This window comes from Acinetobacter sp. 1130196 (assembly GCF_000588095.1).
Classification (GTDB): domain Bacteria; phylum Pseudomonadota; class Gammaproteobacteria; order Pseudomonadales; family Moraxellaceae; genus Acinetobacter; species Acinetobacter nosocomialis.
In genome coordinates this window covers 1-14,285 of record NZ_JFWX01000066.1, presented here as the reverse complement: position 1 = coordinate 14,285, position 14,285 = coordinate 1, and the positions used below count along the sequence as shown (strand labels likewise).

Annotated in this window: 15 protein-coding genes and 1 pseudogene; 7 read left to right on the top strand and 9 right to left on the bottom strand. The window is 34.4% G+C overall.

The window, feature by feature from the left end:
* The 3 genes from J671_RS25575 to J671_RS23345 all read right to left on the bottom strand — a co-directional run.
* Window positions 1-203, bottom strand: a 203-nt coding sequence (locus J671_RS25575; RefSeq protein WP_240490960.1) for a helix-turn-helix domain-containing protein, incomplete at its 3' end; no start/stop codon positions are given.
* Window positions 204-624: 421 nt separating this feature from the next.
* On the bottom strand, window positions 625-1,041 hold the full coding sequence (locus J671_RS23350) for a hypothetical protein (RefSeq protein WP_002050243.1): 417 nt from the start codon (window positions 1,039-1,041) through the stop codon (window positions 625-627).
* A gap of 97 nt (window positions 1,042-1,138) precedes the next feature.
* Window positions 1,139-1,966 carry an RsiV family protein gene (locus tag J671_RS23345; RefSeq protein WP_006580923.1) on the bottom strand — a complete coding sequence of 276 codons (828 nt, stop codon included), beginning with the start codon at window positions 1,964-1,966 and terminating at the stop codon, window positions 1,139-1,141.
* A gap of 183 nt (window positions 1,967-2,149) precedes the next feature.
* On the opposite strand from J671_RS23345, the gene J671_RS26215 reads away from it, so the two are divergent.
* The 6 genes from J671_RS26215 to J671_RS23320 all read left to right on the top strand — a co-directional run bounded on the left by J671_RS26215 (window position 2,150) and on the right by J671_RS23320 (window position 7,923).
* Window positions 2,150-2,539: a hypothetical protein gene (locus tag J671_RS26215; protein ID WP_004887292.1), complete on the top strand. Its 390-nt coding sequence runs from the start codon at window positions 2,150-2,152 to the stop codon at window positions 2,537-2,539.
* A 147-nt stretch (window positions 2,540-2,686) separates the two neighbouring features.
* A complete protein-coding gene (locus J671_RS23340; RefSeq protein WP_004887293.1) occupies window positions 2,687-3,568 on the top strand; it encodes a LysR family transcriptional regulator in 882 nt (293 codons plus the stop codon).
* 244 nt (window positions 3,569-3,812) lie between these two features.
* Complete coding sequence (locus J671_RS23335) at window positions 3,813-4,517, top strand: CoA transferase subunit A (protein ID WP_004887294.1); 705 nt, start codon at window positions 3,813-3,815, stop codon at window positions 4,515-4,517.
* A 1-nt stretch (window position 4,518) separates the two neighbouring features.
* Window positions 4,519-5,160: a 3-oxoacid CoA-transferase subunit B gene (locus J671_RS23330; protein ID WP_004887295.1), complete on the top strand. Its 642-nt coding sequence runs from the start codon at window positions 4,519-4,521 to the stop codon at window positions 5,158-5,160.
* A gap of 115 nt (window positions 5,161-5,275) precedes the next feature.
* A complete protein-coding gene (locus tag J671_RS23325; RefSeq protein ID WP_006580924.1) occupies window positions 5,276-6,685 on the top strand; it encodes a short-chain fatty acid transporter in 1,410 nt (469 codons plus the stop codon).
* A 65-nt stretch (window positions 6,686-6,750) separates the two neighbouring features.
* On the top strand, window positions 6,751-7,923 hold the full coding sequence (locus J671_RS23320; protein ID WP_004887297.1) for a thiolase family protein: 1,173 nt from the start codon (window positions 6,751-6,753) through the stop codon (window positions 7,921-7,923).
* A gap of 60 nt (window positions 7,924-7,983) precedes the next feature.
* Here J671_RS23320 and J671_RS23315 read toward each other — a convergent pair whose 3' ends face one another.
* The 4 genes from J671_RS23315 to J671_RS23300 all read right to left on the bottom strand — a co-directional run bounded on the left by J671_RS23315 (window position 7,984) and on the right by J671_RS23300 (window position 11,285).
* Window positions 7,984-8,880 (bottom strand): LysR family transcriptional regulator, encoded by an 897-nt coding sequence (locus tag J671_RS23315; protein WP_004887299.1) that lies wholly within the window; start codon window positions 8,878-8,880, stop codon window positions 7,984-7,986.
* 237 nt (window positions 8,881-9,117) lie between these two features.
* A complete protein-coding gene (locus J671_RS23310; RefSeq protein WP_002050172.1) occupies window positions 9,118-10,014 on the bottom strand; it encodes a LysR substrate-binding domain-containing protein in 897 nt (298 codons plus the stop codon).
* Between the two features lie 773 nt (window positions 10,015-10,787).
* Window positions 10,788-11,009 (bottom strand): hypothetical protein, encoded by a 222-nt coding sequence (locus J671_RS23305; protein WP_000668585.1) that lies wholly within the window; start codon window positions 11,007-11,009, stop codon window positions 10,788-10,790.
* Window positions 11,010-11,099: 90 nt separating this feature from the next.
* Complete coding sequence (locus J671_RS23300; RefSeq protein ID WP_004708863.1) at window positions 11,100-11,285, bottom strand: hypothetical protein; 186 nt, start codon at window positions 11,283-11,285, stop codon at window positions 11,100-11,102.
* A 413-nt stretch (window positions 11,286-11,698) separates the two neighbouring features.
* Here J671_RS23300 and J671_RS23295 point away from each other — a divergent pair, with 413 nt between their 5' ends.
* Window positions 11,699-13,117: an aspartate ammonia-lyase gene (locus J671_RS23295; protein ID WP_004887303.1), complete on the top strand. Its 1,419-nt coding sequence runs from the start codon at window positions 11,699-11,701 to the stop codon at window positions 13,115-13,117.
* A 55-nt stretch (window positions 13,118-13,172) separates the two neighbouring features.
* Here J671_RS23295 and J671_RS25875 read toward each other — a convergent pair.
* Window positions 13,173-13,298: pseudogene (locus J671_RS25875) on the bottom strand (hypothetical protein); the annotation flags it as partial.
* A gap of 50 nt (window positions 13,299-13,348) precedes the next feature.
* The gene (locus J671_RS23290; RefSeq protein WP_004812228.1) at window positions 13,349-14,281 is read right to left on the bottom strand and encodes an IS5-like element ISAha3 family transposase; all 933 of its coding nucleotides are present in this window, start codon (window positions 14,279-14,281) and stop codon (window positions 13,349-13,351) included.
* Between the last annotated feature and the right edge of the window lie 4 nt (window positions 14,282-14,285).

Here is a 14,285-nt window from a genome sequence, read left to right as displayed (position 1 = left end):
ATAAATTTCCAGAGGATTGAATCGATTTTGAGTTTTCTGTGACCACGTCTACGTCTAGCGAAGGTGTTATCAGAAGCATATCGAGCTTGATAAACGTCATTGATGCTATTTCTTTTAAGCTCACGATAGATCGTACTAGGATGTCTTTTAATGAGTTCAGCAAATTTTCTGGCTGAAAAGCCTTCTTTTCTTGACTCAAGCATTAATGCAGTACGATCTTCAAAGTTAAGATGATGGTATGACAATTTTATATACTCCATAAACCCTTTAAATTAATTAGGTGGTTTATGTCGCACTTCAAGTTTTACTCTGCCCATTGTCTAGTGTAAAATTATTAATTTAGCGTACGTAATTAGGGTGTAACCATTAAGCCAGTGAGAGCTCCTTCTGGACTTAAAAAACCATTAACTGATTGTCCCTACAGCACACAGCTGCTTAATCAGACGATAAAGAAAATTTTATTTATAGGAATTTTCATCAAAAATATTCCGTAATAATAATTTTAAAGCAGTTAATGATTCTTAGTTCAATTAAGAAAAAACCCACTTAATAATGAGTGGGTTTAATCAAAACTTAATGAATATTAACTTTAATTAACTCATTGGCGTAGAGATTTTTAATCTCTTATTTCATTCGAGTTAGTCTTAAGTTAAAGTCAGATGGAAGTAAGATTCGATATTCGATCTCTGCCCCAGGTTTGACTTCTGTTTCTTGAGAAGTTGCAATATTAGGACACATCCCTGCACCAGTTTCTAATCTAAAAATATAATATTTAGGCTCAAGATAAATTGTAGCTATTTCATTTGAGCGAATTGAAAATACCTTTTCATTATTAACATAAATATCATGAGTACAGCCAGAACCCAAAAAACCTTTATCTCTTAAGAACGTAACTTTTGCTTGTTCAGGAGTGTGTTTCTTTAAATAATTCTGATTATACACTCTCTCATTAGGTATTGGTTTCGCTGTATTTGAAACAACAGGACTTGTTGAACACCCAATTAAACTCAAAACTAATCCTAAAAAAATAATCTTTTTCATGATATTATCCACTTTAATAATGAGTTAAATTTAACAGTTAAGAATAATAAAAACCACCCGAAGGTGGTTTAATCAATTTACAAACTATTATGAATCTCTACAGTTCAGTTTTTAAAGTAGGCATTGGCGGTAAAAAATCTGATTTTATCAGTTGATCTGTATCATAGAGTTCTAAACTCACAGGACCTGCGGCATATGGAGCCAATTCGTAAAGCTGAAAATCAAATGTAATCCCGCCTGATTGATTAATATAGAAATTTTCACTTACTTTAAAGTCTTCTTTACTAATATAAGGCTGCATATCTTTTTCTTGACACCAATATCCGTATTGTTTCCACAATTCTTCTTTAAGCGCATTCATCTTTCCATTGATAACAATATCTTTTAATTCAATGCGTTTTTTACTTTTTAAGTCAAAAATATAATCTTCAAAAGTTGCTATACCATGAGCCCCGCCAGAATATTCTGAACTTACTTTCGAAATTTGCACATATTGACCAAACTGTCCATTAAAGCGATAAACCACATTCTGTGACCAGTTATTAAACCCTTCAGCTTGGGTTTGATTTAGTTGCTTTTGCTTTTCTGAAGGAGGTATAAGAGCATCTGCATAATCTTTACGGATTTCCTTATCGATTACTTGATCAATCCATTCAATATTACTTTTAAGTGCAATCGCTTCTTTAGAGGTACATACAATTCCATCAACATCTGGATTTGGAGCACAAATTTTGGGTTGTTGAAACTTCACAAGAAAATTACGTACTAGCATAGCAGGAATTATATTTTCTTCTTTTGGTGGCTGTTCAGTTGCTTTTATAGTAGAGGTTTTTTCCATTTTTTCTGTTGGTTTTTCCTCTGCTTTTTTTATACATCCACTCAATACAAGTGGTACTACCATTAAGCCAAGAATAGTTTTATTCATCAATTATACCCTTACATAATTTATTTATCTTTTAAATTAAATTTTAAAGAATTTAAAAATTCATAGATATATTAATTGAAATTAGAATGACTTTATATGTTGATATTTTTTGAAAATAAATTTTGAAAAAATAATATTTATTTAATACAATAGTGAAGTAAGATATTGATAAGAAAACAAAATATGATGTGGATTAAATTTATATTGTATCCTTTGGGGATGTTTGTACTGTGGCAAACTATTTTCCTAATTGAACAAGTTTCCTTAGAAAGCTTAAATGCACCAAAATTACTTATGACTATAATTACACTTATTATAAATTGGGGAATGCAAATTTTGATTGGATATAAAATTGCTCAATTAGCACCAAAACATAAATTGATAGTAAGTACGACCTATATTATCTTTTTTACGTTTATGATCACTATCTATTCTATAACTATATTATTAGAGGGTTTGAAAGTTGCCCCTCAAAAAATTTGGATGTGTTATTTATTTTTTCATCTAATTGGCATGTTCATATATTTTGCAAATAATAAGGATGAATTTTGCTGGAACGACTTACTAAAGTAGCTAGTATTTTTAATAGTTATTGCTTATTCCATATTAAGTAAGAATTTGATCATTCTTTTTCATAATTTTTTGTCAAAAAACATCATTTTAGGCAAATTTTCGTATAAATTACTCTTCTAGGTAAGTTGAGTAATTTAAAGGAAAGAAATGACGCTTAAACAACTAAAAGCTTTTTTAGCCCTTGCACGTACACTCAACTATGCCAATGCTTCTTTAGAGTTACATTTAAGCCAATCAGCTTTAAGTCTCACCATCAAAAGTTTAGAAGAAGAGTTAGGCGGTAAACTGTTTAACCGTAATACACGCCGTGTTGAGCTTACCCAAGAAGGCAAATCCCTCATTCCGTATGCAAAAAAATTACTCGCCAATTGGGATGAAATGGAAAATGATGTCAAACAACGCTTTAAGCTTAATCGGGGAACTTTAAGTATTGCATCTATGCCTTTTGTGACTCACGCAATTTTGCCTGAAGTAATTCACCAGTTTTTAGCACTTCACCCCAATCTTAATTTTTCAATTCACGATATTCCAAATGAGACCATTATAGAAAAAGTTCAGGATGGTATTTTTGAGCTTGGTATTTGTTTTGAACCAGATCTCACCGAAGGTTTAGAGTTTAAACCCCTATTTGAAGAAGATTTCTTGGCTCTATTGCCAAAGACTCATCCACTTGCTCAATCATCTTCTATTACATGGCATGAGCTTTGTTCAAACCCATTTGTGACCTTACAGAAACCTTCAATTGTTCGATATTTAGTGGAGCAAAATTGTTTGCGAAATAATATAACGCTCGATTTAAAAGTGGAATGTCATCAAATTTCATCACTCTCAAGTTTTGTGGCTTACGGTATTGGAGTAAGTGCAATTCCAAGACATTTTGCCAAACACGTTGATAAGGAACATAACGTACTGATTGATTTAAAAGATGAAGCCATTCATAAAACAGTAGGAATTGTTTATAAAAAGAACTTTGAAATTTCAAATATTTCTGCTCAATTTATTGAAGCACTGGTTCAATATAAATTTTAAAAAATTAAAGACTGTCTTTTAAGATGAATTAAGCACACGTTTAAAATAAATTTATTAATTATTATATTTTTCAGTATATTGCAATCAGTTTTTAACATTTTTTGCTCAGTGTAAAACTTTTTTTTTGTTGAGAGTTTGATACCATTCATTGATTATACTTATTAATCCTTTAAAAAAATTAACTTCTATAACGCAAAATGTGATGCTAAAACTAAATTACTAAGGGATATAGGAAAACAACAGAATGAATAAAGTTTATGCCAATGCAGAGGCAGCACTGAAAGATGTTATTGCAGATAATCAAACACTTGCTGTAGGCGGTTTTGGTTTATGCGGAATTCCTGAAAAACTGATTATTGCAGTTAAGCAAAGTGGCGTGACTGGTCTCACATGTATTTCTAATAATGCAGGTGTAGATGATTTTGGTTTAGGTATTTTGCTTCAAACCAAACAGATCAAAAAAATGATCTCTTCTTATGTTGGTGAAAATAAAGAATTTGAGCGCCAGTATTTAAATGGTGAACTAGAAGTTGAACTAACTCCACAAGGTACCTTAGCTGAAAAGTTACGTGCAGGAGGCGCTGGAATTCCTGCATTTTACACACAAACTGGCGTAGGTACACTCATTGCCGAAGGTAAAGAAGAACGTACTTTTCATGGCAAGAACTACATTCTAGAAGAGTCGTTAACAGCAGATGTGGCTCTTGTTAAAGCATATAAGGCAGACAAGGCAGGTAATTTAGTTTTTCGTAAAACTGCTCAAAATTTTAACCCTGAATGTGCAATGGCTGGAAAAATTACAATTGCGGAAGTTGAACAGGTGGTTGAAATTGGTGAATTGGATCCAGATGAAATCCACTTGCCAGGTATCTATGTAAACCGCATCGTATTAAATGCATCACCTGAAAAACGTATTGAGCATAAAACTTTAAGCACGGAGGCAGTATAAAATGGCTTGGTCACGTAATGAAATGGCACAACGTGCTGCAAAAGAACTTGAAGATGGTTTTTATGTCAATTTAGGTATTGGCTTACCTACTCTTGTTGCCAATTATATTCCTGAAAATATTAATGTTTGGCTTCAATCTGAAAATGGCTTATTAGGTATTGGTGAGTTTCCAACCGAAGAAACTGTTGATGCAGATTTAATTAATGCCGGGAAACAGACGGTTACTGCTCGTCCTGGTGCAGCCTTTTTCTCAAGCTCAGAATCTTTTGCCATGATTCGTGGTGGCCATGTCAACATTGCAATTTTAGGTGCGATGGAAGTTTCTGAAAAAGGTGACTTAGCGAACTGGATGATTCCGGGTAAGAAAGTCAAAGGTATGGGCGGTGCAATGGACTTGGTTGTTGGTGTCCAAAAAGTTGTGGTTCTAATGGAACACTGTGCAAAAGACGGTACACCAAAAATCGTGAAAAGCTGTAGTTTGCCTTTAACAGGTAAAGGTGTTGTTCATCGCGTGATTACAGACTTAGGTGTAATGGATATTACGCCACAAGGTGTAGAGCTCATTGAACTAGCTAAAGATGTTACGCTCGAACAAATTCAAGCTGCTACAGGTGTTGAGTTTTATAAAACCTTAGTTGCGTAAATTCTAAGATTTAGTTAGCTGTACAAGACTCAAGTTAGTAAGTGAGCTTGGGTCTTAACCCTTTTAAGCACCGGATGTGCTGTTTATAAATAAGAACGAGAAGGATTTTTCAGTTATGGAAAAACAGCAAGGAATTTTTGAAAGATTTGCACTTCGGATTAGTGAATGGTCTGAAAAATGGTTTCCTGATTCATATATTTTTGCTCTGCTTGGCGTCATTATTGTCTCTGTCGCTGCTTTAGCTATTGGCGCCCCAATCCACGATGTGGCCACTTCATTTGGTAATGGCTTCTGGAGTCTTATTCCCTTTACCCTGCAAATGACGATGCTCATTATTGTAGGTTATGTCGTTTCTGTATCTAAGCCCGTAAAATTCCTGATCCAAAAAATGGCACGTATTCCAAATTCTGGTCGTGGTGCTATTGTTTTAGTAGCAACTGTAAGCTTATTAATTTCTCTGGTGAATTGGGCTGTTAGTACAATTCTTACTGCACTTTTAGTAATTGCATTAGCAAAACGTAAAGAGCTGAATATGGATTATCGTGCTGCTGCGGCAGCCGCAATCATTGGTATGGGAGCAACTTGGGCGCTTGGAATTAGTTCATCAGCAGCACAGCTTCAAGCCAATAAAACCAGTTTACCTGAGTCAATTTATAACCTGACTGGTGTTATTCCATTTACCGAAACTATTTTCCTTTGGCAATCAATTGCTATGACCATTATTTTGGTGATTGTTTCAATTGCAATTGCTTACTGGTCAGCTCCAAAAGGTAATAATGTTAAAACAATTGATAGTTTTGATGTGCAGTTTGAAGAAGACAAACCACATGAGGAAAAATCGACACGCCCAGGCGACTGGTTAGAAAACTCACCTATTTTAACGATTATTGTGGTGGCTTTAGGCTTAATCTGGATGTTTTTTGAATTTTCAAAAAGTAATCCAATTATTGCGATTTCAAGCTTAAATACATACAACTTTGTGTTTTTAATGCTTGGTTTAGCTTTACATGGCACACCACGAAACTTCTTAAATGCTGTCGCAAAAGCAGTTCCAGCCGTATCAGGAATTTTAATTCAGTTTCCACTTTACGGAAGTATTGCATTTATTATGACCCAAGCTTTAAATAGCCAAGACTTATCGCTGTCACATTATATTGCCGAGTTTTTCGTTTCAATCGCATCAAAAGAAACCTTTGCGATTGTAATGGGAGTTTACTCTGCGGTACTTGGATTCTTTGTACCGTCAGGTGGTGGAAAATGGATTATTGAAGCCCCATATGTTATGCAAGCAGCAAATGATTTAAAGGTTCATTTGGGCTGGTCTGTACAAATTTATAATGCAGCCGAAGCTTTACCAAACTTAATCAATCCATTTTTTATGCTTCCAATGTTAGGCATTTTAAAACTAAAAGCAAAAGATGTGATTGGTTTTACAGTGACTCAGCTCGTTGTGCATTTTCCTTTAGTTTTATTCTTGCTGTGGTTCTTTGGTAGAACGCTCAGCTATACCCCTCCAACTTTTTAATTTAGTGGCGCCTTTAGTTTAGGCTAAAGGCAAATTTAGCAAATAAACCAATAAGAGATATTAAGATGAGTTCAATTGTTATAGTTTCAGGTAGCCGTACTGCAATGGGTGGTTTTCAGGGTAGTTTATCTTCTCTAACTGCTCCAGAACTTGGCGCTGCTGTCATCCGTGAATCGATCCAACGTGCAGGTGTTAAACCTGAACAAGTAGATGAAGTGATTTTCGGTTGCGTACTTAGTGCTGGTATTGGTCAAGGTCCTGCTCGTCAAGCCATGCGTAAAGCTGGTGTGCCTGATCATGTCGGAGCTGTGACCATTAATAAACTTTGCGGCTCTGCAATGAAAGCGGTGTTAATGGCATCAGATACCTTAAAAGCAGGCAGTGCCAATATTATTGTGGCTGGCGGCATGGAATCTATGACAAATGCACCTTATATTTTGCCTAAAGCTCGCGGTGGTTATCGTATGGGACACGGTGAAATTAAGGACCATATGTTTTTAGATGGCCTTGAAGATGCAGAAACAGGTCGTTTAATGGGTTCTTTTGCGCAAGACATGGCAAACACCAAAGGCTTTACCCGTGAGCAAATGGATGACTTTGCAATTTCTTCACTTAAAAAAGCGCAAACTGCGATTACGGAAGGTTATTTCAAAGAAGAGATTGTTCCTGTTGAAGTAAAAACCCGCAAAGGTGTTGAAGTTGTTGATCAAGATGAGCAACCATTAAAAGCAAATCTTGAGAAAATTCCAACTTTACGCCCTGCTTTTAGCAAGGACGGTACAATTACAGCCGCTAACTCAAGCTCGATTTCTGATGGTGCTGCTGCATTAGTACTAACCACTGAAGAATATGCTCAAAGCCATGGGTTAAATACCTTAGCAAAAATTGTGGCAACTTCGACGCACTCTCAGCATCCAAGCGAATTCACAATTGCTCCAATTAGTGCAATTCAGAAAGTACTTGAGCGTGCTGGTTGGTCTGTTGATGAAGTAGATGCTTGGGAAATTAATGAAGCTTTTGCAATGGTGGCAATGGCACCAATTCATGAACTAGGTATTGATGAAGCTAAAGTGAACATCCATGGTGGTGCATGTGCATTAGGCCATCCAATTGGCGCTACGGGTTCAAGAATTATCCTTTCTCTTATTTATGCACTAAAACGCTTAGGTAAAAAGAAAGGCGTTGCGGCTCTATGTATTGGTGGTGGTGAAGCAACGGCCGTTGCGATTGAAATTTAATTCAAAATTATAAGAAGGTGTAAGGATTTTCTTACATCTTCTTTTTTATAAGTAAAATTCCTAAGCTGTTTTAAATAGCTCATAACAAGTTTGACGGAACCATTTATGGCTACTCTTATGGTGACAAGACATATGCCAATGTTGCTTAACGTCATAAGTTGGAAAATCAAGCGGTGCAGGTAAAATTTGTAAGTTCTCTCTAACCAATAAAACTTGGCTTAAATAATATGGAACAGTGGCAATCGCATCTGTTTCCTGAACGACTAGACCTACACCTAAGTAACTTGGTAAACGAATTAAAATATTTCGATCCAACCCTTTATTTTGTAGTTCATTTTTAATGTGATAATGCCCGATACCTGCATCAATATCGATATGATATTCGCGCATATAATCTTCTAAAGTAAAATTATTTGGATCTAAACGCGGATGGCTTTTTGAGCTAATCACAACATAGTGTTGACGAAAAAACTTCTGCTGATAAAAACCTTCTTCTAATTGTGGTAAGAAACCTATCGCCAAATCAATTTCACCATTTGCCATTTGATAGCTGGTTTCTGGCGTAATAGGTCTAATATTTAAACGGATGAGAGGTGCTTTTTCTTTTAAATAGTTGGTTAACTGAGGCAGTAAAACCAAATGTGACACATCAGTCATTGCAATCGTAAACAGCTGGTCTGATGTCAATGGATCAAAGTTCACATTAAAGTTATTAATACTTTCAACTTTATCAATAACTTCACTAATCAGAGGAAAAATCTGCTTTGCCAGTTCGGTCGGAATCATTTCATTGCCGACTCGAATAAACAAAGGATCATTAAAATGTTGACGAATTTTGTTTAGACCGTTACTTACACTCGGCTGTGTTAGACCAATAGCATCTGCAGCCATTGAAACACTTTTGAACCGATAAATATGATAAAAAATATTTAATAATCTACTGTCTAGATCAAACAAAATTGTCTCCGCTTGGACTTAATAATCCATTGAAATAAGTTCAAAAGCAGTTATAAATGATAGAAAAATTCTTCTACCCTACTTTTGACTTATTGAATTTTACTCTAAATTAGCAAAGAATTCAGACGAGGGGCAATGCTTTATCATGCCTTTCATCATAAAGACCCAAGCATAATCTACTTATTTGCTTAATTTATATATAAATATCGTGTACTTCACCCTTTGAATGAGTATGCGTTATAGTTCTTGCTGGGCTTTAAAACCATTCCATATTTGTTGTACCGATTTATTATCACTCAAATTATTTTTGAAAATATAAATATCTTGAGCAAGGCAATATTCTTGCTGATCTAAAATAACCAATTTCCCAGCTGCAAGGTCTTCTTCAACATTAATTTTCGGAATCCAAGCAACCCCTAGACCTTGTAAAACCAGCTCTTTTAAATTGGTGGCATTATCAGTTTCATATAACGTTTTATATACGAGCTTACCTTCAATAAGTTGGTCCACTAATTTTCTTAAGTATGCGTGTTTACTATACGCTAGTAGAGCAAAGTTACTTTGTATTGTATGTTTTGGGCTATGGTCGGGTTCAGTTGCAGAAACCGGTACAATGACCGTTTCAGCAATTTTAATACCACTTAAAATATCATCTCCAACTTTTCTAATATTGCTTTTATCTGCATAGCAAATCATGAAATCACAGGCGCCTTCTTTTAACAAAGATAGGCCTTCTCCACTATTCGTTGCGACAATTTCAATTTTTAAATCACGAATAAGAGTAGGAAATTTCTTTAAAAATGTTGTTAAAAAACCTGAAGCTAATGAGTGAACCACACAGAAACGAATGGTAGATTCAGTCTCATTCTTAATATTTTTAATAAGTTTTGCGGTCTCCTCTACCTGTTTTTCAATATTCTTAGACATCACTAATAAAATTCGGCCAATATCTGTAAATTCGATGTTGTTTTTGTTGTTCCTAATAATGACTTCAGCACCAATCATTTCTTCAATTTGTTGAATTCTTCGAGTAAATGCAGACTGGCTAATAAATCTTTTCTCGGCTGCTTTCGAAATCGAACGTTCACGTTCTAATGTGAGGAGATCCTCTACCCAACGGACTTCTAAATTCATCTTATCTATTCCCTTTTAGATTTGTAATTTTATTAATTGATATTTTTGGGAAGAAGCATAAATAAATTTAGGGATGAGAAAGAATGATAAAACATAGGGAGTACCTGCAAAAATGCGAGAAGTGAAAGGACAAAGCCAATCTATAAAATTAAGTATTTAATAATTTTGACATAGAAAAGAAGATAAGAAAATAATAGGTTTTGTTTTCACAAGACAAGAGATGAACATAAGTACAGTTCAGCTAAAAAAATTATTTAAATCAATTGATAAAAACCCATCATAAAATTAAATAAGTGATCTTAACAAGATAACTTTTAGAAATAAGCACGAAATTCTATTCGTACATTTTAATGATAAAAAAAGTCCGCACCTTGGGGAAGAATGCGGACTGTAAACTGTTTCAATAACCAATCTCTAAGTTATTGATTGAATTTTAAGAATCTTAAATTAATACACTATTCCACTATAAAAAGTATCTAAAAATCTAGTTTTAGACTCTTTCTCACTTCATCTAATCATCAAAAAAGAGAATTATTATTTACTCTTACTATAATTTGGTAAGGTAATAATTGATAAGTAAATGATTACCTTACCTCATTTCAGGATTTAAGCAGTATTAATAATTAATTGTATTTCATACAATATTTAAGGTAAGTATAAATTAATAAGATAATCCCGACTATTATACTAAAGTATCTATAGACTGACAGGGAGTGCATTAATTCATCAGTAAGAGCGATAATTCATCCACATAATGATCTATAGAAAATGAACTAATATTCACCAATTAAGTAGTATAACTTTCTTGAAATTTCAACCATCATGTTTGAGGTATATTGGCTGATTTCAAATATCTGTTTTTTCTGTGGGTTAAATACCATATTGTCTTTTTCATCACTAAAAAAAACATAAGTTGTGTATTTATCCATGTGATGAATATGCTCTTTCAAGCTTAGTTTTTCACCAGAGTTAGGGTCATATGCAATAAACTTCATTCTCATGCATTTGTCTCTTTACAGCGCTGACATCTTAATAAAATTTCAGTCAAAAGATTATTTAATAGACAATAATCTTCATTACCTCAATTACTTATACGATGCAGTAGGGATATTTTGTTTTGCTTTTTGAATAGATAACTCAGCATTCTTAATCGATTGCTCAGCTTCTTTAAGCATGTGTGAACTTTTGGTTTCAGTTTTTTCTTCATTTCCTATAAGGAGATAGCAAGTAAAACTTCCCAATATTAGTAAGGCACCAATTACTTTTAACATAAACTTAATAAATCAAAATTTTCTGTATTATAAGTATTTTTATGTGAAATGCATCACAATTTTATTAAAATTTATTAAACAAAACTCATTATTTCTTTATATAAATTAATTTTCACATGAAAATTCAAATAATTTAATAACGTTCCTGAATAAAAAACATTATTTAGTTCGCTTCAAATTTTTTAATTTACTTAATTCTTGTTGAGCAACTCACTCTAAAGAAATTATACAAGCAATTGAATATATTAAATTTTGTAAGATATATAGCTTCCAAGGCTCATCAACTATTCAATATTCATTTTATCGTAATTCAGTTTTTGATATGCAAAAAATGCATAATTACTTTAATAAATGCATTAGAAGTGAAGCATTTCGAATTCTAAGATGAATCATCTTTAATGAATCGAAGTTTAATGATGAACGCAGATATTACTACCCGTATTGAGAAGGATCTTATTGGTCATAGAGAAATCAACAATGATCATTATTACGGAGTTCAAACATTACGTGCTTTAGAAAATTTCAACTTAACAAATAGCAAAGTTGGAAATTTCCCTAACTTAATTAAAGCATTAGCTATGGTTAAACTTGCCTGTGCTGAAGCAAACTATAATCTTAAAAACTTAGATCAAACTAAATTTGAAGCGATCGAATATAGCTGTAATCAGCTTATTCGTGGAAACTTCCATGACCAGTTCCCAATCGACATGATGCAAGGCGGTGCTGGTACTTCAACCAATATGAATGCAAATGAAGTATTGGCAAACGTTGCTTTAGAATATATGGGACATTCTAAAGGTCAATATCAGTACTTACATCCAAATAACGACATTAACATGTCACAGTCAACAAATGACGTATACCCTACTGCAATCCGTTTAGGTTTGTTACTTAGCCTAGATGAGTTAAATCTTCCATTTAACAATTTGATTCTTAGCTTCCTAAATAAGTCTCAAGAGTTTGCACACATTTTAAAAATGGGACGTACTCAGTTACAAGATGCCGTGCCTATGACATTAGGTCAAGAGTTTGGTGCTTTTGCGGTAACTCTACAAAAAGACCTTGAGCAAATTAATACGCTTATTCCAAATGTTTTAGCTTATATGAACCTTGGCGGTACAGCGATTGGTACAGGAATTACCACTGAATATAGTTACCGTGAACTCGCGATTCAAGCACTTGGAAAAATTTCTGGTAAGAAAATTAAGTCAGCTCCAGATCTAATCGAAGCAACTTCAGACATGGGTGACTTTGTTCTTTTATCTGGTTTATTAAAACGTACTGCAACTAAACTTTCAAAAATTGCCAATGACTTGCGTTTACTTTCAAGTGGTCCACGCACCGGCATTAATGAAATTAACTTAGAAGCACGTCAACCGGGTAGCTCGATTATGCCGGGTAAAGTAAACCCAGTTATTCCAGAAGCAATGAACCTTACTTGCTTCCAGATTATTGCAAATGATTTGGCTGTAACTTTAGCTGCTGAAGCTGGTCAATTACAGTTAAATGCAATGGAACCACTTATTGCATTCAAACTATTTGAATCGATGGACTTACTTGGTAAAGCAATGGCAATGTTCCAAAGTAAATGTATTGATACGATTACGGCCAACCCTGAGCACTGTAAAGCTTTAGTTGAAAACTCAATTGGTATTGTGACTGCACTTAACCCATACCTAGGTTATGAAACTACAACTCGTATTGCTAAAACAGCAAATGAAACTGGGCAAAGTGTATTGGCTCTAGTTCAGAATGAAGGTTTATTATCAGCACAAGTGCTTGATGATATCTTGTCGATTAATAATATGGTTAAACCAAAAATGTCGGCTTAATTCTTAAAATAAAAAAGGAGCTTTTAAAGCTCCTTTTTTATTTGTCCTGTAACTTTTAAAAGCTAAAAGTTGTAGAAAATTGAGCTGTGCGAGGATTACCTAAGAACAGATAGTCATCCCCCATAAATGCCCCTACATCACGCCAATATTTCTTGTTAAATAAGTTATCAATATTGAATGGCTTTGTTGCATAAACATTCAAAAGCTGAGTTCTCCCCAATCCATTCAAATTTAAGACACAACTTGGGTGCGAGGTCTACCTAATTCCGTAAATCTATTCAGAACTGCCACACGCGCATGAATTTCATTGACCTGACTTTGAAAATGTCTTGCCGTCAGCCTATCACCTAATAATTTGATGCAATGCATCTTGGTTTCCACCAAACTACGACGGTGATAACCCGACCATTTTTTCCATAGGGTTCTGCCTAAATGTTTAACCGTTTGAAGTAACTCATTTCGTTCTATTGAACTTATTTTAGAATCTTTCCAGGGCTTGGCATTCTTTCTGGGTGGAATTACTGCATGTGCTTGACGATCTGAAATCACTTTTCTGCAGCACTTCGTGTCGTACGCGCCATCGGTATAGACAGAATCTATTCGCTCATCTAGTGGAATTTGATCCAGTAAATCACCTAGTACTTGTGAATCACTGACATTATTTGTAGTAAGCTGAACGGCACGTATTTGCAGTGTTTCAGCATCTATACCAATATGCAGTTTACGCCATTGCCGACGGTATTCAGGCTGATGTTTTTTACGCTTCCATTCGCCTTCACCTAAAAACTTTAAACCCGTAGAGTCGACAAGTAGGTGTAACCCATCATGACTTTTCTGATAGCTTATCGCAATATCAATATGCTTTTGTCGTCTACAAAGGGTGGAGTAATCTGGTGCTGTCCAATTCAAGCCACAGAGTTTAATCAGGCTTTGAACAAAGCCAGTAACCATACGTAAAGAAAGACGGAATAGAGATTTGATCATTAAACAGCATTGAATCGCTGTATCGGAATAAGTTTGATTTCGTCCTTGCTTGCCTTGTGGTTGTGCATACCATTGCGTCTTAGGATCAAACCAGATTGAAATATTTCCTCGCTTGATTAAAGCTTGGTTATACGAGGACCAATTGGTTGTACGATAGATTTTAGGTGTAGGCTTCTTCATCTGG